General features: G+C 61.5%; 23 protein-coding genes and 2 pseudogenes. 6 read left to right on the top strand and 19 right to left on the bottom strand.

What is annotated here, in order from left to right; genetic code table 11:
- Positions 1-99: 99 nt before the first annotated feature.
- The 4 genes and pseudogenes from J3P73_RS11610 (at position 100) to J3P73_RS11595 (ending at position 3,431) form a co-directional block, all read left to right on the top strand.
- Positions 100-909 carry a DUF2092 domain-containing protein gene (locus J3P73_RS11610; protein ID WP_130655322.1) on the top strand — a complete coding sequence of 270 codons (810 nt, stop codon included), beginning with the start codon at positions 100-102 and terminating at the stop codon, positions 907-909.
- Positions 906-1,118: a hypothetical protein gene (locus tag J3P73_RS11605; protein WP_024320719.1), complete on the top strand. Its 213-nt coding sequence runs from the start codon at positions 906-908 to the stop codon at positions 1,116-1,118. The genes J3P73_RS11610 and J3P73_RS11605 overlap by 4 nt, the downstream gene beginning before the upstream one ends.
- Positions 1,119-1,193: 75 nt before the next feature.
- A pseudogene (locus tag J3P73_RS11600) lies at positions 1,194-2,477 on the top strand (alpha/beta hydrolase).
- Positions 2,478-2,641: 164 nt separating this feature from the next.
- Positions 2,642-3,431 (top strand): annotated as a pseudogene (locus tag J3P73_RS11595) (hypothetical protein).
- A 139-nt stretch (positions 3,432-3,570) separates the two neighbouring features.
- Here the strand turns inward: J3P73_RS11595 and ntrC are convergent.
- Genes ntrC through dusB form a run of 3 tightly spaced genes read right to left on the bottom strand, consistent with a single transcriptional unit; the run spans position 3,571 to position 7,186 of the window.
- Entirely contained in the window at positions 3,571-5,022 is a 1,452-nt protein-coding gene (ntrC, locus tag J3P73_RS11590; protein WP_017964172.1) for a nitrogen regulation protein NR(I), read from the bottom strand.
- On the bottom strand, positions 5,019-6,173 hold the full coding sequence (locus tag J3P73_RS11585) for a two-component system sensor histidine kinase NtrB (RefSeq protein ID WP_130686364.1): 1,155 nt from the start codon (positions 6,171-6,173) through the stop codon (positions 5,019-5,021). Before J3P73_RS11585 ends, ntrC begins: the two co-directional genes overlap by 4 nt.
- Positions 6,170-7,186 carry a tRNA dihydrouridine synthase DusB gene (gene dusB, locus J3P73_RS11580; protein ID WP_174826892.1) on the bottom strand — a complete coding sequence of 339 codons (1,017 nt, stop codon included), beginning with the start codon at positions 7,184-7,186 and terminating at the stop codon, positions 6,170-6,172. Before dusB ends, J3P73_RS11585 begins: the two co-directional genes overlap by 4 nt.
- A 145-nt stretch (positions 7,187-7,331) precedes the next feature.
- Here dusB and J3P73_RS11575 point away from each other — a divergent pair, with 145 nt between their 5' ends.
- Together J3P73_RS11575 and J3P73_RS11570 are read left to right on the top strand one after the other, a co-directional pair.
- The gene (locus J3P73_RS11575; RefSeq protein ID WP_130691683.1) at positions 7,332-8,549 is read left to right on the top strand and encodes a bifunctional 2-C-methyl-D-erythritol 4-phosphate cytidylyltransferase/2-C-methyl-D-erythritol 2,4-cyclodiphosphate synthase; all 1,218 of its coding nucleotides are present in this window, start codon (positions 7,332-7,334) and stop codon (positions 8,547-8,549) included.
- Complete coding sequence (locus J3P73_RS11570) at positions 8,546-9,049, top strand: CinA family protein (protein ID WP_174827043.1); 504 nt, start codon at positions 8,546-8,548, stop codon at positions 9,047-9,049. Before J3P73_RS11575 ends, J3P73_RS11570 begins: the two co-directional genes overlap by 4 nt.
- Before the next feature lie 14 nt (positions 9,050-9,063).
- Here the strand turns inward: J3P73_RS11570 and J3P73_RS11565 are convergent, their stop codons facing one another.
- The 16 genes from J3P73_RS11565 to J3P73_RS11490 form a co-directional block, all read right to left on the bottom strand.
- On the bottom strand, positions 9,064-9,516 hold the full coding sequence (locus J3P73_RS11565) for a type II toxin-antitoxin system RatA family toxin (protein WP_003559123.1): 453 nt from the start codon (positions 9,514-9,516) through the stop codon (positions 9,064-9,066).
- Between the two features lie 9 nt (positions 9,517-9,525).
- A complete protein-coding gene (locus tag J3P73_RS11560) occupies positions 9,526-10,122 on the bottom strand; it encodes a P-loop NTPase family protein (RefSeq protein ID WP_018073483.1) in 597 nt (198 codons plus the stop codon).
- A gap of 40 nt (positions 10,123-10,162) precedes the next feature.
- Positions 10,163-10,711: an AAA family ATPase gene (locus J3P73_RS11555; protein ID WP_207580008.1), complete on the bottom strand. Its 549-nt coding sequence runs from the start codon at positions 10,709-10,711 to the stop codon at positions 10,163-10,165.
- Between the two features lie 68 nt (positions 10,712-10,779).
- Positions 10,780-11,751: a lipoyl synthase gene (gene lipA, locus J3P73_RS11550; protein ID WP_018073481.1), complete on the bottom strand. Its 972-nt coding sequence runs from the start codon at positions 11,749-11,751 to the stop codon at positions 10,780-10,782.
- Between the two features lie 143 nt (positions 11,752-11,894).
- Complete coding sequence (locus J3P73_RS11545) at positions 11,895-12,143, bottom strand: GlsB/YeaQ/YmgE family stress response membrane protein (RefSeq protein WP_012757333.1); 249 nt, start codon at positions 12,141-12,143, stop codon at positions 11,895-11,897.
- Between the two features lie 25 nt (positions 12,144-12,168).
- Positions 12,169-12,423 (bottom strand): GlsB/YeaQ/YmgE family stress response membrane protein, encoded by a 255-nt coding sequence (locus J3P73_RS11540; RefSeq protein WP_003539329.1) that lies wholly within the window; start codon positions 12,421-12,423, stop codon positions 12,169-12,171.
- A 114-nt stretch (positions 12,424-12,537) separates the two neighbouring features.
- Positions 12,538-14,004, bottom strand: a complete 1,467-nt coding sequence (gene lpdA, locus J3P73_RS11535) for a dihydrolipoyl dehydrogenase (protein ID WP_024320713.1) — start codon at positions 14,002-14,004, stop codon at positions 12,538-12,540.
- 16 nt (positions 14,005-14,020) lie between these two features.
- Positions 14,021-14,602, bottom strand: coding sequence for a GNAT family N-acetyltransferase (locus J3P73_RS11530; protein ID WP_018073479.1), 582 nt, complete (start codon positions 14,600-14,602; stop codon positions 14,021-14,023).
- A 2-nt stretch (positions 14,603-14,604) separates the two neighbouring features.
- Positions 14,605-15,246, bottom strand: coding sequence for an SGNH/GDSL hydrolase family protein (locus tag J3P73_RS11525; protein ID WP_012757330.1), 642 nt, complete (start codon positions 15,244-15,246; stop codon positions 14,605-14,607).
- Between the two features lie 19 nt (positions 15,247-15,265).
- On the bottom strand, positions 15,266-16,615 hold the full coding sequence (locus J3P73_RS11520; protein WP_018073478.1) for a pyruvate dehydrogenase complex dihydrolipoamide acetyltransferase: 1,350 nt from the start codon (positions 16,613-16,615) through the stop codon (positions 15,266-15,268).
- A 15-nt stretch (positions 16,616-16,630) separates the two neighbouring features.
- Entirely contained in the window at positions 16,631-18,010 is a 1,380-nt protein-coding gene (locus J3P73_RS11515; RefSeq protein WP_130691681.1) for a pyruvate dehydrogenase complex E1 component subunit beta, read from the bottom strand.
- A gap of 15 nt (positions 18,011-18,025) precedes the next feature.
- The gene (gene pdhA / locus J3P73_RS11510) at positions 18,026-19,072 is read right to left on the bottom strand and encodes a pyruvate dehydrogenase (acetyl-transferring) E1 component subunit alpha (protein WP_062943634.1); all 1,047 of its coding nucleotides are present in this window, start codon (positions 19,070-19,072) and stop codon (positions 18,026-18,028) included.
- Positions 19,073-19,217: 145 nt separating this feature from the next.
- The gene (locus tag J3P73_RS11505) at positions 19,218-19,538 is read right to left on the bottom strand and encodes an FtsB family cell division protein (protein WP_018073475.1); all 321 of its coding nucleotides are present in this window, start codon (positions 19,536-19,538) and stop codon (positions 19,218-19,220) included.
- 136 nt (positions 19,539-19,674) lie between these two features.
- Positions 19,675-20,949, bottom strand: a complete 1,275-nt coding sequence (eno, locus tag J3P73_RS11500) for a phosphopyruvate hydratase (protein ID WP_003559096.1) — start codon at positions 20,947-20,949, stop codon at positions 19,675-19,677.
- 141 nt (positions 20,950-21,090) lie between these two features.
- On the bottom strand, positions 21,091-21,936 hold the full coding sequence (gene kdsA, locus J3P73_RS11495; RefSeq protein WP_130691679.1) for a 3-deoxy-8-phosphooctulonate synthase: 846 nt from the start codon (positions 21,934-21,936) through the stop codon (positions 21,091-21,093).
- Positions 21,933-22,829 (bottom strand): VOC family protein, encoded by an 897-nt coding sequence (locus tag J3P73_RS11490; RefSeq protein ID WP_130691677.1) that lies wholly within the window; start codon positions 22,827-22,829, stop codon positions 21,933-21,935. Before J3P73_RS11490 ends, kdsA begins: the two co-directional genes overlap by 4 nt.
- Positions 22,830-22,962: the final 133 nt, after the last annotated feature.

Genomic DNA, 22,962 nt, shown 5'->3' with positions numbered 1-22,962 from the left:
CTCCGTGTAGGCTGTGGTCGCTGATAATCGTTCTTTCATACTCGAGACACAGGGAGCGACCTCAGTCGTCCGACCAAACCATCTAGAAGGGATTCGTCGATGACCAATGCACCCCAGCGAGCCTTACACCCTGCCGTGGCGGCGGTGTCTTCCGCGGCACTCGGCTTGATGATCACCTTGGGATCCGGATCGGCTGCAAACTCGGCCGACGCAGACACCAAGAAGCTTGTCAAAACAATGTCCGACTACCTGGCCGCAGAAAAGGCGATCTCCTTTTCGTATGACACCAATCTGGAGGTCGTCACCGTCGACCATCAGAAGCTTCTGCTGGCAAGTTCCGGCAAGATCGAAATGGGCCGGCCGGATAAACTCCGGGTGACCCGGTTTGGCGGGTTCGCCAACGTTGAGATCACATTCGACGGCAAGACGCTCTCGCTGCTCGGCAAGAATGCCAACCTCTATGCCCAGGTAGAAGTTCCAGGCACCGTAGATCACCTGATCGACGAATTGCGGGACAAGCTCCACAGACCCGTTCCGGGTGCCGATCTTCTGCTCCCGGATGCCTATGCCGAGCTGATGCGCGACGTGGTCGACGTCAAGGACCTCGGCAGCGGTGTGATCGGCGGCGTCGAATGCGACCACCTTGCATTCCGCACCAAGGAACTCGACTGGCAGATATGGATCGCTCAGGGCGAACATCCGTATCCCTGTCGATATGTCATCACCGCAAGTCAGGTGGATCAAGGCCCACAATACAGCGTCCAGATCAGTGACTGGAAGACAGGCACCGATGTCGTTGCCAACGATTTCGGTTTCAAAAACACCACGAACGCCAAGAAAGTCGACCTGACGAAGCTTGCCGATATCGACGAGCTTCCTGATCACTTTGCCATGGGAGGCACCAAATGACCGCCGTGAGAAAACTGAAATTCCTGCTGCTCGCTGCGGCGATCGGCGTGTCCGGCCTCGAACTTGGAAACGGGCTTTCGATTCCGGGACTGGATGGCGTCTTCACGTCAGCAGAGGCCAGGGTCGGCCGCCCGCTGACACCCGTGAGTGTCGCTGGAGTTGCGCGCCGCTCGGTCCGGCGTTGCGCCGTCGGCGTCTATAATTGCTAGAAAACAGGCCCGACGAACGCATTCGACAAGCGCCCAGCATGAGGGAAATCGGTGGGAAGCAAAAACAACGGGGGAATGGCGTCGATAGTTACCGGGTATGTTCAGTGGCTTCTGCTGTGCGCATTGATCGTCGTTCTGCCTGGGTGCGGCGGTCATCCGAAGGATGTGATGACGCCTGTTGCAGACACGTCTGCGAAGTCGACCAAGGTCAAGTTGCTGATCGCGACGACACGCAGCAGGTCTGCGGTGCCAGGAGAGATGTTCAACGGAGAACGGGCGCAGGCCCCGGCATTCGCCGATATCACCGTGTCCATCCCACCGAACACGGTCCGCAAGGAGGGAGAGGTCGCCTGGCCAAAGAGACTTCCCTCCAATCCGGCGACAGATTTCGCGACCGTGAAGGCCGACGATCTCAATATTGATGAGGCCAAACGCTGGCTGAGCGCGAGCGTCCGCAAAAGCCCTGACCACAGTGTCCTGGTATTCATCCATGGTTTCAACAACCGGTTCGAGGACTCCGTCTACCGCTTCGCCCAGATCGTTGAGGACTCGGGTGTGCACAGCGCTCCCGTGCTGGTGACCTGGCCGTCGCGTGGCAGCCTTCTCGCCTACGGCTATGATCGGGAGAGCACGAACTATACGCGAAATGCTCTGGAGACCCTCTTCCAGTATCTCGCGAAGGATCCGGAAGTGAAGGAGGTGTCCATCCTCGCTCATTCCATGGGGAATTGGCTGGCGTTGGAATCGCTGCGCCAGATGGCCATTCGTAACGGCCGGCTGCCCGCGAAGTTCAAGAATGTCATGCTCGCGGCTCCCGACGTCGATGTCGACGTGTTCCGCCAGCAGATCGGCGACATGGGCAAACAGCGTCCGCAGTTCACCTTGTTCGTATCTCGTGATGACCGTGCACTGGCGTTCTCGCGTCGGGTCTGGGGTGACGTGTCCTGACTTGGAGCCATCGATCCCGAACAGGCGCCCTACAAGGCGGAATTCGAGGCCAACAAGATCGTGGTGATCGATCTCACCAAGATCAAATCTGGCGACCCGATGAACCATGGCAAATTCGCGGAATCGCCGCAGATCGTTCAGCTCATCGGATCACGCATCTCGGAGGGGCAGACGCTCACCGACAGCAGGGTCGGACTTGGCGACCAGATTCTGGTGGCGACAACCGGAACGGCGTCGGCAGCCGGGAAGGTAGCTGGTCTGATCCTTGCCGCTCCCGTCGCTGCGGTCGATCAGGACACGCGGGATAACTACGCCGGCCAGGTCAGCGGCCTGATGGGCACTGCCAAAACGCGGCCAGCATCGTTGAAAAACTGCGACGAGGTACGGCCAACCCCGAGCTGCAGACCTTAACTCTGACGTCGGCGAGACAAGCGCGGGCAATACCGCAGACCGACAGATGCTACTGTAACATACTTATTCGCAGGCGGGTGTTGCGCCAAAGTTGAGCGGAGATCGATGATATGTTTCGATTCGTCGGCGACCGCGATGGAGACCGACAAAGCAGGGGGAGTTTCATGACGGCTTTTATTCTACGCGCGGCGGTCCTTTGCGCGGGTCTCGTAGCCACCTCGCCCGGCTGGGGCAGCCGATCCGACACCGCTAACACCCGATGCAAAAGTGGTCGAGAGCCCGAGCGGCTGGACGTTCACCGTCGCGCCCTATTTCTGGATGGCAGGGATTTCCGGCGACATTGCACAGTTCGGATTGCCGGAGGTTCATATCGACTCCGATTTCGGCGACATCCTGGAGAACCTCGATTTCGCCTTCATGGCCGCAGGTGAATCGCGTTACGATCGGTACAGCATCTTCGGCGACATCATCTACACCAAGCTTGGCGCAGACGGGAATACGCCCCATGGCATTCTCGCCGACAGCGTCGACGTCACCTCAAAGACTTTCGCCGGACTTCTCGGGGTAGGCTATTCGGTATTGGAGGACCAGTCGGGACATCTCGATGTCGTCGGCGGCATCCGGGTGTGGTCGGTCGACACCAACATCTCCTTCAATGGAGGGGTCCTCGGCGGCATCGAGCAAGATGACAGCGCGACCTGGGTCGACGGTCTGGTGGGCGTGCGAGGCAATTACTTCTTCACGCCGGAGATCTATCTGACCGGATGGGGTCTCGTCGGCGCCGGCGGCGCGGATCTCGACTGGGATGTGGCGCTCGCGGTCGGCTACAAGTTCACCGATACGATCTCGGCCGTTGCGGGATACCGCGCACTCGGTGTCGACTACGACAATGACGGCTTTGTCTTCGACGTCGTCCAGCAGGGTCCGATCCTCGGCGTCGTTGTCCACTTCTGAGTACGACGTCTGGAACAGCAGACTGGGTTTGAACGATGAAGTCGTCGATGAAGCCCACGACTTCTCGGCTCATACAGTGCGCCGCGGCGCTAGTTCTGGCATCAGGCCGCATGTCGGCCCGATGCGAGCGCGAACACACTCAGGCGGTGCGGGAACTCCTGTAGACCGAAACGCCAAGTTCCCTGATCTTCTTGCGCAGAGTGTTGCGGTTGAGACCGAGAAGATCGGCGGCCTTGATCTGGTTGCCGCGCGTCGCCGTCAGGGCGGCGAGGATCAGCGGATATTCCATTTCCGTCAGCACGCGGTCATAGAGGCCGGGCGGCGGCAGATTGTCCCCGAAGCCTGCGAAGTAGCTGCGCATGTTCTCCTCGACCGCCTGGGCGATCGTCATCGAGCCGCTGCGGATCGGCCCCTTGTCGATCGGGCTGTCGGGCACGTCGGAGCGAAGTTCGGCGTCGATGATCTCACGGGTGATGACATCTTGCGGATAGAGCGCCATCAGACGGCGGATGAGGTTTTCCAGTTCGCGGACGTTGCCCGGCCAGGCATAGGCCTTCATCAGTTCCAGCGCCTCCTGATCGAAACGCTTGGAGCCGAGGCCTTCCTTTTCGGCCTGCTGGATGAAATGGCGCACCAGATCGGGAATGTCCTCGGCGCGATCGCGCAGCGGCGGCAGGCGCAGCGGCACGACATTGAGGCGGTAATAGAGGTCCTCGCGGAAGAGACCCTGGTTGATCGCCTGCTTCAGGTCCTTGTTGGTGGCGGCAACGATGCGCACATCGGTGCGGATCGGCGTGCGGCCGCCGACGGTGGTGTATTCGCCCTGCTGCAGGACGCGCAGCAGCCGTGTCTGGGCATCCATCGGCATGTCGCCGATCTCGTCGAGGAAGAGCGTGCCGCCTTCGGCCTGCTCGAAACGGCCGGTCGAGCGCGTCTGCGCGCCGGTAAAGGCGCCCTTCTCATGGCCGAAGAGTTCGGATTCGATCAGGTCGCGCGGGATCGCGGCCATGTTGATCGCAACAAACGGGCCGTTGCGGCGCTTGCCGTAGTCGTGCAGCGCGCGGGCGACGAGTTCCTTGCCGGTGCCGGATTCGCCGGTGATCATCAGCGTCAGGTCCGTCTGCATCAGGCGGGCGAGCACGCGGTAGATTTCCTGCATCGCCGCCGACCGGCCGACGAGCGGCATGCCGTCCTGCATGTCGTCTTCAAGCTTGGCGGGCTTGCGCTTCGGTTCCGCCAGCGCCCGGCCGATGATGCCGATCAGTTCGGTGAGGTCGAAGGGCTTCGGCAGATAGTCGTAGGCGCCCTTCTCCGAGGCCTTGATGGCGGTCATGAAGGTGTTCTGCGCGCTCATGACAAGGACGGGCAGGTCGGGACGCGCCTTCTTGATGCGCGGCAGCAGGTCGAAGGCGTTTTCGTCGGGCATCACCACATCGGTGACGACCAGATCGCCCTCGCCCGCGGAAATCCAGCGCCAGAGGGTAGCGGCGTTGGAGGTGATGCGAACGTCATAGCCGGCGCGGCTCAAAGCCTGGTTGAGCACGGTCCGGATGGCCGCATCATCATCTGCAACGAGGATCGTGGCTGTCATCGAGAAGGTCCTGTCGAGCTTGCAATAGAAGCGTCTTCAAGCGAGGCGTCCTTGGACGCCGGCATGAGAACGCGGAATGTCGTGCGGTTGTTCTGGCTGTCGCATTCGATAATGCCGCCGTGATCGCCGATGATCTTGGCGACCAGGGCTAGGCCGAGGCCGCTGCCGTTCGGCTTGGTGGTGATGAAGGGATCGAAGAGATGCGGCACCAGATCGGCGGGAACGCCAGGACCGTTGTCGTGGACGCAGAATTCCAACGGCAGCGAGATCTTCTCGCGCGTGCCGGCGACCGAAAGGCGGATGCCCGGGCGATAGGCGGTCGTCAGCATGATCTCGCCGTCCGGCCGATCGCCGACCGCTTCGGCGGCGTTCTTCACCAGATTGAGGAAGACCTGGACGAGCTGGTCGCGATTGGCATAAACGGCCGGCAGCGACGGGTCGTAACTCTCGGTGACGCGGATGTTGCGGGCAAAACCTGCCTTGGCGACGGCCTTCACATGATCGAGCACGGAATGGATATTGACCGGCATGCGGTCGACAGGGCGTTCGTCGGAAAAGACTTCCATGCGGTCGACCAGCGAGACGATGCGATCGGTCTCGTCGCAGATCAGCCGGGTCAGCGCCCGATCGTCGTCGATCGCAGACTGCTCGAGCAGCTGGGCGGCGCCGCGTATGCCGGAGAGCGGGTTCTTGATCTCATGCGCCAACATCGAGGCAAGGCCGGTCACCGAGCGAGCAGCGGCGCGATGCGTCAACTGCCGGTCGATCTTGTCGGCCATCGAGCGTTCCTGAAAGACGATGACGACGGCGCCAGGCTCGCTGAGCACCGGGGCGACATAGAGATCGACGAGCTTGTCCTGTCCGAGGCGGGGCGAACTCAGGTCGACGCGATATTCGTTGACCGGCGCCTTGCGCTCGCGCACCTGGTCGATCAGGGCAAGCAGCGGGCTGCCGAAGGGAATGAAGGTCGAGATGCGGTAACGCGCCAGATGCGAGGCGCTGGCACCGAAGAAGGCCTCCGCCTCCCAATTGGCGAAAACGACGAAACCGGATTCGTCGACCATGATGACCGGGTTCTGGATGGCGTTCAGCACGGCCATGGCGACCGTCCCGCCGGCGTAATCGGACGGAGATATCATATCCTTCGTCATGCCGCCTCCCGGCTGTCGACAACACCCGCCGCCAATGCATCGTAAAGGCGCGCGGCCACCTCGCGCGGATCGCGCGAGGTCATGATCGCAGCCTTTTCGCCGCCGGCGAGATCAGGAGAAAAACGCTGGAGATACCAGCCAAGGTGCTTGCGGGCATGGCGGATCGCCACCGCTTCGCCATAGAAATCCAGCATCATCCGATAGTGCTCGACGGCGATATCGGCGATCTCCAGGGATTGCGGTGCGGGCGTACCTGATATGACGCCGGCATGCCACGGCCTGCCCTGGCAGCCCCTGCCGATCATGACGGCATCGGCGCCGGAGCGGCGCAATATTTCCTGTGCGTCGCCTGCAGTTTCGACATCGCCATTGGCGATCAGCGGAATGGAGATCACCTCGCGGACGGCACGGATCGCGTCCCAATCGGCGCGGCCTTCATAGAATTGCATACGGGTGCGCCCATGAATGGTCACAAGCTGGATGCCGGCGGCTTCGGCGCGGCGCGCGATGTCAGGCGCATTCATCGAATTCTCGTCCCAGCCGAGGCGCATCTTCAGCGTCACCGGAATGTCGACAGCCTTGACCGTCGCCTCAATGAGGCCGAGCGCGTGATCGGGATCGCGCATCAGCGCCGAGCCGGAGTAACCGCCGATTACCTTCTTTGCCGGGCAGCCCATGTTGATGTCGATGATATCGGCGCCATGATCGGCGGCGATCTTGGCCGCCTCGGCCATCCAGTGCGCCTCGCGGCCGGCAAGCTGCACCATATGCGGCCGGAAGCCCGCAGCGCTGAGCCGCGACCAGGATTCGGCCGTGTCGTTGACCAGTTCGCGGCTCGCCACCATTTCGGTGACGACGAGGCCGGCACCGAAGCGCCACGCCAACTCGCGGAAGGGCATATCGGTGACGCCGGACATCGGCGCCAGCACAACGCGGTTCCGCACGGACACGGGTCCGATTCGGAAAGGCGCTGCGAGGTCCTTGGAAATCAAATGATTATCTTTCGGGCACACAATAGAACTGCATTATTTTTAGCCATTATTCCCTGGCTTGCCAAGGGGGCTGGCCTCGGAATTGATATTTTTCGGGCAGATGCTGGAAAAGGCCCAAGCAAGACGTTAGAGCACTCCGGTCAATTCCGCATATTTTAGGGGATTTATGCTGCAAATGCCTTCTAAGCAACCGATATCGGCTGGAATTGTCATCGTTGCCGCCGGCCGCGGCGAGCGCGCAGGATCCTCCAAGGAGGGGCCCAAGCAGTATCGCATGATCGGCGGCAAGCCGGTTATCGTGCATACGCTTGAAAACTTCATGACATGGGAAGCGGCAACTGAGATCGTTGTCGTCATTCATCCCGATGACGAGGCGCTGTTTGCGAGAGCCTTCCGCCACATCATCTCGGCAACGCCGATCGAAACGGTGCATGGCGGCGCCAGCCGGCAACAATCCGTGCTTGCGGGCCTCAGATACCTCAAGGACAAGCAAATCAGCCATGTGCTGATCCACGATGCCGTGCGGCCGTTCTTCGATCATGATCTTCTTGATCGCATTGCCGAGAGCCTTGACGCCGGCGCGCAGGCGGTTCTGCCGGCGATCCCGGTCACCGATACGCTGAAACGCGCCGACAGCGCCGGCACCGTGCTGGCGACGGTTTCACGCGAGCATCTCTACGCCGCGCAGACGCCGCAATCCTTCGCCTTCGAAACGATCCTCGAGGCGCATGAGAAGGCGGCGGCGAGCGGACGAAGTGATTTCACCGACGACGCCTCGATCGCCGAATGGCTGGGCATTCCGGTGACGATCGTCGAGGGCACGGCCGACAACGTCAAGCTGACAGTCAAGAACGATATCGCCATGGCCGACGACAAGCTGTCGACGTCGCTGCTTCCAGACGTGCGCACCGGCAACGGCTACGACGTGCACCAACTCGTAGCCGGCGATGGTGTGACACTCTGCGGCGTGTTCATTCCCCATGACCAGAAGCTGAAAGGACACTCGGATGCCGACGTTGCGCTGCATGCGCTGACCGACGCGCTGCTCGCCACCTGCGGCGCCGGCGATATCGGCGATCATTTCCCACCATCCGACCCGCAATGGAAGGGGGCGCCTTCGCGGATCTTCATCGAACATGCCGCCCGGATCGTGCGCGAGCGCGGCGGCACGATCATGAATGCCGACGTCTCGCTGATCGCCGAGGCGCCGAAGGTCGGCCCGCATCGCCAAGCCATGCGGACAAAACTGGCGGATTATCTCGGCATCGATATCGAGCGTTGTTCTGTCAAGGCGACGACCAACGAGACGATCGGCTTCGTTGGCCGGCGCGAAGGCATCGCGGCGATCGCCACGGCGACCGTCGTCTATCGCGGGAGGAAATGATGAGCCTTTTTCCTCAGGATATCGTTTCGACGGCGGAGACGATCATCCGTGACTTCACGGCTGCAGGGCTGATGATCTCGACCGCCGAATCCTGCACCGGCGGGCTGATCGCCGGGGCGCTGACGGAGATTTCGGGTTCGTCCGCTGTCGTCGACCGAGGCTTCGTCACCTATACGAATAGCGCAAAGATCGAGATGCTCGGCGTGCAGGCGGAAACGCTGCTGCGCTTCGGGGCGGTCTCCGAGGAAACGGCGCGGCAGATGGTGCATGGCGCCCTCTTCCGCTCACGCGCCGAGATCGCCGTTGCCGTCACCGGCATTGCCGGTCCTGGCGGCGGATCGGCGGAAAAACCGGTCGGCCTCGTGCATCTCGCCGCCAAATCGCGCGCCGGCGCGATCATCCATCGAAAGATGTTCTATGGCGATATCGGCCGCAGCGAGGTCCGGCTGGCGACGATCAGGACGGCGCTGGAGATGGTGCGCTCGCTCTATGCGGCCTGACGCGGGTTCGCTCATCAGGCCGGCGTGTAGATCCTGTTTGCGCGCGTCTCGAAGGCTTCGGTGAACATGCGGAAGGCGCGATCGAACATCGAGCCCATCAACGCGCCCAGGATGCGGCTCTTGAATTCGTAATCGATGAAGAAATCGACGGTGCAGCCGCCAGACGGCGTCTCGGCAAAGTGCCAGCGATTGTCGAGATATTTGAAGGGACCATCGATATATTTGACCTCGATGACGTGTTCGGCCCTGTTCAGCAGCACCTGTGTCGTGAAGGTCTCGCGGATCGCCTTATAGCCGACCGTCATGTCGGCGACGAGCAGGATCTTGCCGTCGCGCTCCTTGCGGCTCCTGATGGCGAGGGCTTCGCAGAGCGGCAGGAATTCCGGATAGCGCTCGACATCGGCGACGAGGTCGAACATCTGCTCGGGCGTGTGCGGGACGGGACGGTGCGTTTCGAATTGCGGCATAAGCGGCAATTAATCGGGCGGGCCGAGAAGATCAAGAAGCTCGCGCATCTGGCGGCGGGATTTTAGCTGAAGAACCGGCACGTCGGGGCCATGTGCGGCGATGCCCGCAACGAGTCGCGGCGCGAATTTCTCCTCGAAGGTCCAGATGAAGCGGAGGAATTCCAAATCGATCTTCTCGATACAGCCCGGCGCCATTTCGGGGCGGGTGCGGCCGATCCATTTCGCCCACCGGCTGATTGCGCCCCAGATGCAGACAAGCCGCCGCATACGGACCCAGACGACGAAATCGGTGCGCGGCAACCGAATGTCCAAAGAAGACGGGTTCGTGCCGTCCATGATCCAACGTTCTTCGAGGATCCGGCTGGCGATGATCTTTCTCTGCTCGACCCTGTCGCGCGTGACCCAGCCGGGAAGCCAATAGACGTCGCGGTCGAGCGAAATGTAGGAAAGCCCGAAGCGCCTGGCGATCTTCAGCGACAACGTGGATTTACCGCCGCCCGAGCAACCCATGACGAGGATGCGGCGGGCTGTCCGGATATACTCTGCCGCCTGTTCGAGATCGGTGATCTGCTGACGCGGCGGCAAGTCTACTCTCTGATCCATCATGCAACTCCCTCGAGCCAGACGTGCGTTTCGCCGGCGCGACTCAAGCGCTAAGAGCGGCGAACCGGTTAGCCGCCTTGCGCGATCTTATGATGACGGTGGAACTTGCAAGCCCGTGATCCTGAAGCGCTGCTTCGATCAGAGGTGCGGCATCGCGCTCGAAATTCCAGATATAGGCAAGCGCGTCCAGCGAAAGGCGTTCGGGGCAGCCGGCAGGCAGTTCTGGGCGGTTGCGCCCAAAATAACGGAACGCTCTCGAGGTGGCGCCGCACAGGCATGCATATCTGGGCAGCCGAAGCCAAATGACGGCGTCGGCGCGCGGCAGGCGAAGATGGAAGGAGCTGAGGCCGGTTCCATCCATGATCCAGCGTTGTTCCGCCACGGCCCTGGCGATCCGGCGGTCGATCTCGTCGCGCGGTCTCTTTCTCCAGCCCGGTTGCCAGTAGAAGTCGCGGTCCATGGAGATGTAGTCAAGGTCGAGCGCTCGCGAAAGCCGCGTTGCGAACGTGCTCTTGCCGCTGCCGGGGCAGCCGATCACCAGGATACGGTTGGCTTCGATCAGCGGCGATTTCAATCCGGAGGTGATATTCATCATCGGCTGCCCAAAGAAAAACCGCGGCGAAAATCGCCGCGGTTCGATCAAAAAGCAAGTGCCGGCGCTTACTCAGCCGCCAGCAGCAGCTTCTTCTCACGCGCCGCTCTCAGCCGGGCAAAGTCGTCGCCGGCATGGTGGGAGGAGCGGGTCAGCGGGCTCGAGGCGACCATCAGGAAGCCCTTGCTGTAGGCGACGGTCTCATAAGACTTGAACTCGTCGGGGGTGACGAAGCTTTCGACCTTATGGTGCTTGCGCGTCGGCTGCAGGTACTGGCCGATCGTCAGGAAGTCGACATCGGCGGTGCGCAAATCGTCCATCAGCTGGAGGACTTCGTTTCGCTCTTCGCCGAGACCGACCATGATGCCCGATTTGGTGAACATGGTGGGATCGAGTTCCTTCACCCGCTGCAGCAGGCGGACGGAATGGAAGTAGCGGGCGCCAGGGCGAACCGTCAGATAGTTGCCGGGCACCGTTTCCATATTGTGGTTGAAGACGTCGGGCTTGGCGGCGACGACGCGTTCCAGCGCACCAGGCTTCTTCAGGAAGTCGGGCGTCAGGATCTCGATCGTCGTCATCGGCGAGGCGGCACGGATTGCCCAGATCACCTTTTCGAAGTGTTCGGCGCCGCCGTCCTCCAGGTCGTCACGGTCGACCGAGGTGATGACGACGTGGGATAGGCCCATCTCCTTGACCGCCTTGGCAACATTCTCCGGCTCGGCCATGTCGAGCGCATTCGGCTTGCCGGTGGCGACGTTGCAGAAGGCACAGGCGCGGGTACAGATCTCGCCCATGATCATGAAGGTCGCGTGCTTCTTGTCCCAGCACTCGCCGATATTCGGGCAGCCGGCCTCCTCGCAGACGGTGACGAGCTTGTGCTCCTTCACGATCGCGCGCGTTTCGGCATAACCCTTGGAGGTCGGCGCCTTGACGCGAATCCAGTCCGGCTTGCGCATGACTTCCGTATCAGGCCGATGCGCCTTCTCGGGATGCCGCACGCGCTTGGCGTCGGGATTGATCGTATCGAGGATCGTCACCATTGCAGTTTCAGCTTTCTACCGCCCCTATGCGGCAAATCATCTAAAGAGCATCGCGTCAAACCGGAGTCATGCGACGCTCTTTAAGTCTTTGTTTTGTGCAAGTCGTTATCCCAAAACCGCTGCGCACTTTTGGGCGACATGCATTAGCGCCGCACCAGCCGCGCAAGGAATATCAACAAGCAGGCGCCGAGGAAACCCGTCACGAAGTAACCGAGCCGCCCGCCGACCACCTCGACATGGAACTGCGCGAGGACGGCGCTTGCGACGACCGAACCGACGATGCCGAGCACGATGTTCAGGAAAATACCGTATCGCGCTTCCATCAGCTTGCCGGCGAGCCAGCCCGCAAGCCCGCCGATGATGATTGCCGAAATCCAGCCGACGCTTTCCATGTCTTCCCCTACCCTCAGTTACGCCTCAAGCGACCGCCCTTGCGATCAGAACCACGATGATGGCGCCGACGGTGGCGTGGATGATCTGCACCACCAGCGCGTTTTCAATGCCCAGCGAAATGCCGAGCGCGCTGAACAGATAACCGCCGACAAAGGCGCCGATAATGCCGCTCAGCAGGCATCTTATCAGCCCGCCGCCACCGACGACCAGGCTTGCGAGGAAGCCTGCAACCAGGCCGATCAGCAAAAATACCAGCAACGCCTGCGTCTCCATAGACATGATGATTTCCTTTCGTTTTTTCCACCCCAGCGGAATGGCTTTACACTCCGGGGGATGGCCCACCCCGAGGGGATGGATTCTCCACCCCGGGATAAAGGGCAGCTTCGGAAATTCTCAAGCGTTCAGCACACGGCCGTAGGCATCTAGCACCGCTTCCTTCATCGTTTCGGACACGGTGGGATGCGGGAAGATCGTGTGCATCAGCTCTTCCTCGGTCGTTTCGAGGTTCATCGCGACGACGAAGCCCTGGATGAGTTCGGTGACTTCGGCGCCGACCATGTGGGCGCCGAGGAGCTCGCCGGTCTTCTTGTCGAAGATCACCTTCACCATGCCCTGGTCTTCGCCGAGCGCGATCGCCTTGCCGTTTGCCGCGAAGGAGAAGCGACCGACGCGGATGTCGCGGCCCTGCTCCTTGGCTTTGGCTTCGGTGATGCCGACGGAGGCGACCTGCGGATTGCAATAGGTGCAGCCCGGGACCTTGCCCTTGTCTGTGGGATGAACGTTCGGGAGGCCGGCGATCTTTTCGACGCAGACGACGCCCTCATGCTCTGCCTTGTGCGCCAGCATCGGTGGGCCGGCGACATCGCCGATCGCATAGATGCCGGCGACATTGGTCTTGCCGTAGCCGTCGATGACGACGCAGCCGCGGTCGGTCTTGACGCCGAGCGCCTCGAGACCGAGGTTTTCGATATTGCCCTGAACACCGACGGCCGAAATCAGCCGGTCGGCAGTGATCTGCTGCACCTTGCCATCGGCCGTCTCGACATGGGCGGTAACGCTGTTCGTGGCCTTGTCGACCTTCGAGACCTTGGCGCTGGTGAAGATCTTGAGGCCGCGCTTTTCAAGCTGCTTGCGGGCGATCGCCGTTATCTCGGCATCCTCGACCGGCATGATGGTCGGCATGACTTCGACGACGGTCACATCGACGCCCATCGAGCGATAGAAGCTGGCGAATTCGATGCCGATCGCGCCGGAACCCATGACGATCAGCGACTTCGGCAGCACGTCCGGCTTCAGCGCCTCGAAATAGGTCCAGATCAGCTTGCCATCCGGCTCGATGCCGGGCAGCGCGCGCGGGCGGGCGCCGGTAGCGATGATGATGTGTTTGGCGGTATAAGTGCCCTCGCCGCTCTTGACGTTCTTCGGCAGCGGATGCTGCGGCTCGACGACCGGCTTCGACGACTTGCCGACGACGATCTCGCCCGCCTGGGTCCCGGTCGAAGCCTTGGTGATCTTCGCTTCGCCCCAGATGATGTCGATCTTGTTCTTCTTCATCAGGAAGCCGACGCCGGCATTCAGGCGGGCGGAGACGGCGCGCGAGCGGCCGACGACGGCTTTGGCATCCGGCTTGACCGTGCCTTCGAGAACGAGGCCGTAATCCTTGAAGTGATTGGCGTGGTCGAGCACCTCGGCCGAGCGCAGCAGCGCCTTGGTCGGGATGCAGCCCCAGTTCAGGCAGATGCCTCCCATATGCTCGCGCTCGACGATCGCGGTCTTAAGACCGAGCTGGCTGGCGCGGATGGCGGCGACATAGCCGCCGGGACCGGAGCCGATGATGATGACGTCGTAGGATTCAGCCATGTGTTTCCTGCCTTTGTTACGCTGCGCTGCGGGTCATGAGCACCCACGCGTGTCTCTTGCTGTTTTCGAAGAGCGGCACGGCATCGGCGCGCGCAGCCTCCAGGAATCCGTTTTTTCCATAAAGCGACAAAGCCGCTTCGTTGTCGCTTGCGGTGATCAGGCTGACGGGCCGCCGATCGGCCCTTTCGATCTGATCGTCCAGCAGCCTGCGTCCGATGCCGATGCCGCGCAGATGGCGATAGACGCCGAGACTGCCGATGAACCAGCTTCCCACAACCGTTTTCTGCAAGGCGAGCATCGGTGCGGTCGCCGGAATCGTCGCTTCGATATCGCCTATCCCCTCATCCAGCGCATGGCCGATCGCCACACCCGCGACCTCGCCATAGGCCTCGGCAATGACGGCATTCCGCCAGCTGCCGACAGCTTCGTCCTCGCTCATCTTCAGCCGGCCCCGCTCCAGCGGCGTGTCGCTGACGCCGTTTTCCACATCGGCAAACCAGAGCCAGGTGGCAAAACCGCGCGATGCGATATCCGCCAGAATCGCCAGCTCCGAGGCATCCCGCCGTGAGGCCTGCCGGAGGGCGATGAAGGAGGTCATGGTCAGATCCCCAGCATCATCCGCACGATCGATTCCAGCCCGCGGCCGAGCGCACGCGTATTCTCCGCATCGAGGTGAATGCCATCGATCGGTGTGGTCTTGGCGACGGAATTGCCGTCGAAGAAGCCACAACCGAGTTCGTCGGCAAGATCACGATAAAGCGTTGCAAGTTTTGCCGATTCCTCGATGCCGCCCGGAAACGACGCGGCGAAGGGCACATTGCCCGTCGCGCGGATCGCCGGCGGCGCCACGATCAGAATCTCCGGCCCATCGAATTCGAAGGGCCAGGCGTGATTGCGGATCAGCCGCACGAGCCGGCTGATGCCCTGGCATGCGGCAAAGGCCGAGCCCGCCACGACCGGCTTCATGTCATTGGTGCCGAGCAGAAGGACAACGAGGTCGAGCGGCGCATGCGTCTGCAGGATCGTCGGCAGGATGCGCGCACCGTTGCGGTCGCAATCGGCGAGGTGGTCGTCGAAAGCGGTCGTGCGGCCGTTCAGGCCTTCGGCGATGACGCGCGCCTCACTGCCGAGCGCGGCTTGAAGCACGCTCGGCCAGCGATTCTTGTAGTCATGACGGCCGATCGTCTCGGCGTCATAACCCCAGGTCAGCGAGTCGCCATAGCAAAGAACGGTCTTGGTCATTTCCGCCTCCGCGCCGCTATCAGACAAGCATGCCCATCGGGTTCTCGATGTAGCCCTTGAAGGCCTGGAGCAGCTCGGCGCCGAGCGCGCCGTCGACGCAGCGATGGTCGGTCGAGAGCGTGACTGACATCACGGTGGCGATTGCCATTTCGCCCTTCTTGACGACAACCCGCTGTTCGCCGGCACCGACCGCGAGGATCGTCGCATGCGGCGGGTTGACGACGGCTGCGAAGTTCTTCACGCCCATCATGCCCATGTTGGAGACCGAGCTGGTGCCGCCCTGATATTCCTCAGGCTTCAGCTTGCGATCCTTGGCCCGCTTGCCGAGATCGCGCATCTCGTTGGAGATCGTCGACAGGGTCTTTTCCTCGGCCTTGCGGATGATCGGCGTGATCAGGCCGCCGGGGATCGAGACAGCAACGCCGACATCGGCGTGCTTGTGCTTGACCATGTTGCTGTCGGTCCAGGAGACATTGGCATCCGGAACGTCGCGCAGCGCCAGCGCCATGGCCTTGATGACCATGTCGTTGACCGAGAGCTTGTAGGCCGGAGCGTTGTCCTTGCGCGGAGCCGCATCGTTCAGCTGGGCGCGCAGCGCCAGCAGCGCATCGAGTTCGCAATCGACGCTGACGTAGAAATGCGGGATCGTCTGCTTGGATTCGACCAGGCGCCTGGCGATCGTCTTGCGCATGCCGTCATGCGGCACGAGCTCGTAGGAACCAGGTTCGAAGAGCTTAAGCACGGCTTCTTCGGACGCGCCCTTCGGTGCAGCGGCGGCCGGAGCCGGCGCGGCGGCCGCAGATACGGGCGCAGCAGCAGCCTTGGCGCCACCGCCGGCAACGGCGGCTTCGATGTCGCTCTTGACGACGCGGCCGTGCGGGCCGGAGCCTGCAACTGCCGAAAGGTCGATACCGGCTTCCTTGGCCAGCCTGCGGGCAAGCGGCGAAGAGAAGGTGCGGTTGCCATCAGATGAAACCGAGGCGGCTGCGGCGGTGGTTACAGGTGCCGCAGCCGGAGTAGACTGGGCGGGAGCCGGTGCAGCCTCGGCCTTCGGCGCGGCTGCACCGTCAGCTTTCGGGGCCGGAGCGGCGGAACCCGCACTGCTTGCGGCAGCGGAGACATCCTCGCCATCGGCGGCGAGAACCGCTATCAGCGCATTGACCTTGACGCCTTCGGTGCCGGCGGCAACGACGAGCTTGGCGACAGTGCCTTCATCGACGGCTTCGACTTCCATCGTCGCCTTGTCGGTTTCGATCTCGGCGATCACATCGCCGGACTTGACCTTGTCGCCTTCCTTGACCAGCCATTTGGAAAGATTGCCTTCCTCCATGGTCGGAGAGAGGGCGGGCATCGTGATATTGATCGGCATCGAAACACCCTCCCCTTATTTGTAGCAAACAGCCTTCACCGCATCGACCACTTCGCCGACGTTCGGAAGGGCGAGCTTTTCGAGATTGGCGGCGTAAGGCATCGGAACGTCCTTGCCTGCGATCGTCAGGATCGGCGCATCGAGATAATCGAAGGCCTGCTGCATGACGCGGGTGGCGATTTCGGTGCCGACTGATGATTGCGGATAACCTTCCTCGACGGTCACCAGACGGCCGGTCTTCTTCACCGATTCGATCACAGCCGGCAGGTCCATCGGGCGGATAGTGCGAAGGTCGATCAGTTCGACATCGATGCCGAGCTTTTCGAGTTCGGCGACAGCCTTGATCGCATAGGTCATGCCGATGCCGAAGGAGACGACCGTGACGTCCTTGCCCGGACGATGGATGCGCGCCTTGCCGATCGGCAGGACGAAATTGTCGAGCTTCGGCACATCGAAATGCTGGCCGTAGAGAATTTCGTTTTCGAGGAAGATGACCGGGTTCGGATCGCGGATCGCAGCCTTCAGCAGGCCCTTGGCATCGGATGCCGTGTAGGGCATGACGACCTTCAGGCCGGGAATGGCGCTGTACCAGGCTGCATAATCCTGGCTGTGCTGGGCGCCGACACGGGCCGCTGCACCATTCGGGCCGCGGAAGACGATCGGAGCGCCCATCTGGCCGCCTGACATATAAAGCGTCTTGGCAGCGGAGTTGATGATCTGGTCGATTGCCTGCATGGCGAAGTTGAAGGTCATGAATTCGACGATCGGCCGAAGGCCGGCCATTGCGGCACCGACGCCGACGCCGGCAAAGCCATGCTCGGTGATCGGCGTATCGACGACGCGGCGGGGGCCGAATTCCTGCAGCAGCCCCTGCGTGACCTTGTAGGCGCCCTGATATTCGGCGACTTCCTCGCCCATGACGAAGACGTTTTCGTCGGCGCGCATTTCCTCGGCCATGGCGTCACGAAGCGCTTCGCGCACGGTCGTCGACACCATTTCGGTGCCGGCCGGGATTTCGGGGTCGTTCTGCACCTGGGCTTTCGGCTCGGCCGGAACGGGTGCGGATGCCGGAGTTGCGGCAGCCGGTTTTTCCTCCTGCGCGGCCTGCGGTGCAGCAGCCGGAGCGGACGCAGACATGTCGGATGCGGATTCACCGTCCTGCAGGAGAACGGCGATCTTGGCGTTCACCTTGACGCCTTCGGTTCCGGCAGGAACCAGAAGCTTGCCGATGACGCCTTCGTCGACGGCTTCGACTTCCATCGTCGCCTTGTCGGTTTCGATTTCGGCGATCACGTCGCCTGAGGTGACCTTGTCACCTTCCTGCTTCAGCCATTTGGACAGTGTGCCTTCTTCCATGGTCGGAGAGAGGGCGGGCATGAGGATATCGATAGGCATGGGTTCCCTCCCCGATTAGAGCAGAATGTCGGTATAGAGCTCGGATACATCCGGCTCCGGATCGGCCTGGGCGAAGTCGGCGCTGTCGGCGACGATGTCGCGGACATCCTTGTCGATCGCCTTCAGATCGTCTTCGGAAGCCCAGCCCTTTTCGACGAGGCGAGCCTTGACCTGTTCGATCGGGTCGTGCTCGGAGCGCATCTTCTGCACCTCGTCCTTGGAGCGATACTTCGCCGGGTCGGACATGGAGTGACCGCGATAACGATAGGTCAGCATTTCGAGAATGATCGGGCCCTTGCCGGAACGGCAATGTTCGAGCGCCTCGTCGGCCGCCGCCTTGACGGCGCGGACGTCCATGCCATCGACCTGAATGCCGGGGATGCCGAAGCCGGATCCACGCAGCGAGTAATTCGACTGCGCGGTGGCGCGGGCGGTCGAGGTGCCCATGGCGTAACGGTTGTTCTCGACGATATAGACGATCGGCAGCTTCCAGAGAGCAGCCATGTTGAAGCTCTCGTAGACCTGGCCCTGGTTGGCAGCGCCGTCGCCGAAATAGGCGATGGAGACATTGTCGTTGCCGCGGTAGCGGTTTGCGAAGGCAAGACCCGTTCCGAGCGAGACCTGGGCGCCGACGATGCCGTGACCGCCGTAGAAATGCTTCTCTTTCGAGAACATGTGCATCGAGCCGCCTTTGCCGTGGGAATAGCCGCTGCGACGCCCGGTCAGTTCCGCCATGACGCCGCGCGCTTCCATGCCGGTTGCCAGCATATGGCCGTGGTCGCGATAGGCGGTGATGACCTGGTCGCCATCCTTCTGCGCCATCTGCATGCCGACGACGACAGCTTCCTGACCGATGTAGAGGTGACAAAAGCCGCCGATGAAGCCCATGCCGTAAAGCTGACCGGCCTTCTCCTCGAAGCGGCGGATCAACAGCATCTCGCGATAGGCCTTCAGCTCTTCATTGCGATCGAAGTCGGCTACCGGGCCGCCATTCGATGCTTTGGCTGCCGGTTTTGCTGCAGTTTTGCGGCTGGAAACGGTCGCGGTCTTTCGCGGCGCCATTCAACCCTCCCTATGGGTTTGTCGTTTCTTGGTGGCGCGTACCATAGGGAAGAAATATGACCACAGCAATGCCATAATTGCATGGCTCGTATTCGGCACTAAATTATTGATAAATATACAGAAATAGCAATTAACCAATTTCAAGTTAATTGGAATAGTGATTGAATACGACGATCTCGTCCGCGCGCGACATATTGAGCTGATAGCGCGCTTTTTCGTCCAGCATATCCTTGTCGAGCGAGCCGTCACTCAGGAGCGCGACCTGATTTTCCAGATGTTCGCGCTTCGCCTTCAAGATCGCAAGCTCTTTGTCACGCGCGACACGCTGATGCTCGAACGCCTCCGTCGCGCGCAGGCCGTAATCGCCATGGATGCAATGATAACCGAAATAGGAGAGGAAGGCGACCGTCATGGCCGGAATGACGAAGCGGCCGATCTTTCTCTTCTTATGATGCTTTGTCCACATACACGCATGCTCTTGAACGCATTACCAATTCGTTCAATCTAGCGCGCAGAGATTAACCGTTCGTTGACTCTAAAAACCGCGCAATAAAAAACCCGCGCCGAGAGGCGCGGGCCAAACCATTGGAAATCAGATCCGATCAGCCGCGAATGATCGAGCGGCCGGCATACTGGGCCTGCGGGCCGAGGCCTTCCTCGATGCGGATCAGCTGGTTGTACTTGGCAAGACGGTCAGAACGCGACAGCGAGCCGGTCTTGATCTGACCGCAGTTGGTGGCGACCGCGAGATCGGCGATGGTCGAATCTTCGGTCTCGCCGGAGCGGTGGGACATGACGGCGGTATAGGCCGCCTTGTGCGCCGTGTTGACGGCATCGAGGGTTTCCGTCAGCGAGCCGATCTGGTTGACCTTGACGAGGATCGAGTTGGCAACACCCATGCGGATGCCGTCGCGAAGACGGGCGGAGTTGGTGACGAAGAGATCGTCGCCGACGAGCTGGGTCTTCTTGCCGGCCAGGTCGGTCAGCGTCTTCCAGCCATCCCAGTCGTCTTCGGCCATTCCGTCCTCGATCGAGATGATCGGATACTTGGCGGCGAGCTCGGCCAGATATTCGGCCATGGCGCCCGATTCCAGCGTGCGGCCTTCCCCTTCGAGAACGTATTTGCCGTCCTTGAAGAATTCCGTCGAGGCGCAATCGAGGCCGAGGTAGATGTCCTCGCCCGGCTTGTAGCCGGCTTTCTCGACCGACTTCATGATGAAGTCGAGAGCTTCCGGCGCGCTCTTCAGGCCCGGTGCGAAACCGCCTTCGTCGCCGACATTGGTGTTGTGGCCCTGTGCGGCAAGTTCCTTGCGCAGCGTATGGAAGACTTCCGAACCCATGCGCACGGCTTCGGCGATCGTATCGGCGCCGACCGGCAGGATCATGAACTCCTGGAAATCGATCGGGTTGTCGGCGTGGGCGCCGCCGTTGATGATGTTCATCATCGGCACCGGCAGCAGGCTGGCGGAAGCGCCGCCGACATAACGGTAGAGCGGCAGGCCGGAAGCCTGGGCGGCAGCCTTGGCAACGGCGAGCGAGACGCCGAGGATGGCGTTGGCGCCGAGGCGCGACTTGTTCGGCGTGCCGTCCAGCTCGATCATGATGTTGTCGATCTGGATCTGGTTTTCGGCGTCAATGCCGCCGATCGCGTCGAAGATCTCGGTGTTGGCGGCGTCGACCGCCTTTTGGACGCCCTTGCCGAGGTAGCGCTTGCCGCCGTCGCGCAGTTCGACCGCCTCATGCGCGCCCGTCGAGGCGCCCGAGGGAACGGCCGCGCGGCCCATGCTGCCATCTTCGAGATAGACATCGACTTCGACGGTGGGGTTGCCACGGCTATCGAGAATCTCGCGGGCGATGATATCGGTGATTGCAGTCATGGGTTCTTCCTGCTCGGTGGGTGATAAGTCGGTTCGAAAACTGTCTTAGTCGAAGGCGGGCAAATTACAATGCTGCAATTTCCAGCCTTCGAACCGTGTTCGGATCTCGCCTATAGCACGATCATGTCAGGCTGTTGAACGTCAAGCCTTGGCGACCGCATCGAAGGCGAGCAGCTTTTCAAGCAGCCGCGGCATGTCCTTGAGATAGACCATGTTGGGGCCGTCGGAAGGTGCATTGTCGGGGTCCTGATGGGTTTCGATGAAGACCCCGGCGATACCGGCAGCCACCGCTGCGCGCGCCAGCGTTTCCACGAATTCCCGCTGACCGCCGGAAGAATCGCCCTGCCCGCCCGGCTGCGCCACAGAATGGGTCGCATCGAAGATAACAGGGGCGCCCATCGCTGCCATGATCGGCAGCGAGCGCATGTCGGAGACCAGCGTATTGTACCCGAAGGAGGCGCCGCGCTCACACAGCAGCACGTTCGGATTGCCGCTGGCATTGAGCTTCTTCAGGACGTTCTTCATATCCCAGGGAGCGAGGAACTGGCCCTTCTTGACATTGACGACGCGGCCGGTCTTGGCGGCGGCGATGAGAAGGTCGGTCTGGCGGCAAAGGAAGGCCGGGATCTGCAGGACGTCGACGACCTTTGCCACCTCCGCGCATTGCTCTGCGGTATGAACGTCGGTCAGGACAGGAAAGCCGAATTCCTTCTTCAGGTCGGCAAAGACCTCCATGCCCTTTTCGATCCCGATACCGCGTTCAGCCGAGAGCGAGGTCCGGTTCGCCTTGTCGAAGGAGCTCTTGTAAACGAGGCCGATGCCGAGCTTTTCACAAAGCTCTTTCAGCGTGCCGGCAACCATGAAGGCGTGGTCGCGGCTCTCCATCTGGCAGGGGCCGGCAATCAGCGACAGGCGGCCGGTATTGGAAAAGCTGACCTGGCCTTGGCCCTCGCCGATCCTGACTTCTGAATTCGTATCAGTGCTCATCGTGTTTCCTCGAAGGCGAAGAGCGCGCCCTGCCCGGGCGCAGGCTTCACCACAATGCGATTGTTCTTGCGCGTGTATGTCACCCCGTTAGCAGCCAAATGCGCTTCTGTCACGGCAAGATCGGCGACGGCAAAGAGGATTGCCCTGCCGCGCAGGCCGCGATCGCCGGATGAGACGGCGATGTCGAAATAGGCTTCCAGCCCTTCCTGCGTCATCAGGCTGATTTTCGCGTTCGACGCTGCGATATTGACGCCAAAACTCGTTTTCTCGACTGTCGCTTGCGCCACGGCAAGGCCGACGAAGGCAGCAAAGGCGGCGGCGTCGGGTGCGCAAAGCGCTATCTCGGTTATGCCGCTGACGCCATTGGCATGCGTCTCCAGCGCGCCGCGGTCGGCCGGCAGCGGATTGACGCGCTCGACGGTGAAGAGGAAGAGGTCAGGCGCGCGCAGGTCGCCGGCGAAAGCCAGTTTGAAGCCGGCAATCGTCTGCGCACCGTCCGGCATCGTCATCGGCCGGGTGAACTGCAGCACTTCGCCAGCGCTCGATCCGTCGCCGACGAAGTTCTGATGATCGAGGCTGGCATCCTCACTGCCGAAAGCCAGCCCCGAAAGCCCTTCCTCGCCGCAGCGGAAGCGGAAGGCACGGTTGCGGGCGGTGAAGACATTGCCTTGCCGCGCAGAAGCCTCGCTCTCCTCGGCGCTCGCAATCCCGAGCGGCTCCAGATAGGTCTTGTCGGCAAAAAAGACGCAGGCATTCTCCGTTCCGAAGGGATGGCGCGCATCGGCGGCAACGGTGAAGCCGAGCTTGCCGATCCTTTCGCGCGCCACATCAATATTGACGACGGGCAGCACGACATGATCCAGCGGATGCGGTTTGGCGGAATGCGTGTTCATCATAATCCCTCCTCAAAACGGCAAGAGATTTGCGACAGCGCCACCCTCAATGCAAGACTTGTGTCCCAATCCGGCCAATGAAAATAAAAATCTCGACGAGTTGGCGCGAAGTTTTACGGAAATTTAGCTACTT

The sequence above is a fragment of the Rhizobium ruizarguesonis genome (assembly GCF_017357285.1).
GTDB lineage: Bacteria > Pseudomonadota > Alphaproteobacteria > Rhizobiales > Rhizobiaceae > Rhizobium > Rhizobium ruizarguesonis.
Note: the sequence above shows the minus strand (reverse complement) of the source record. Positions and strands in the feature narration are given on the sequence as shown.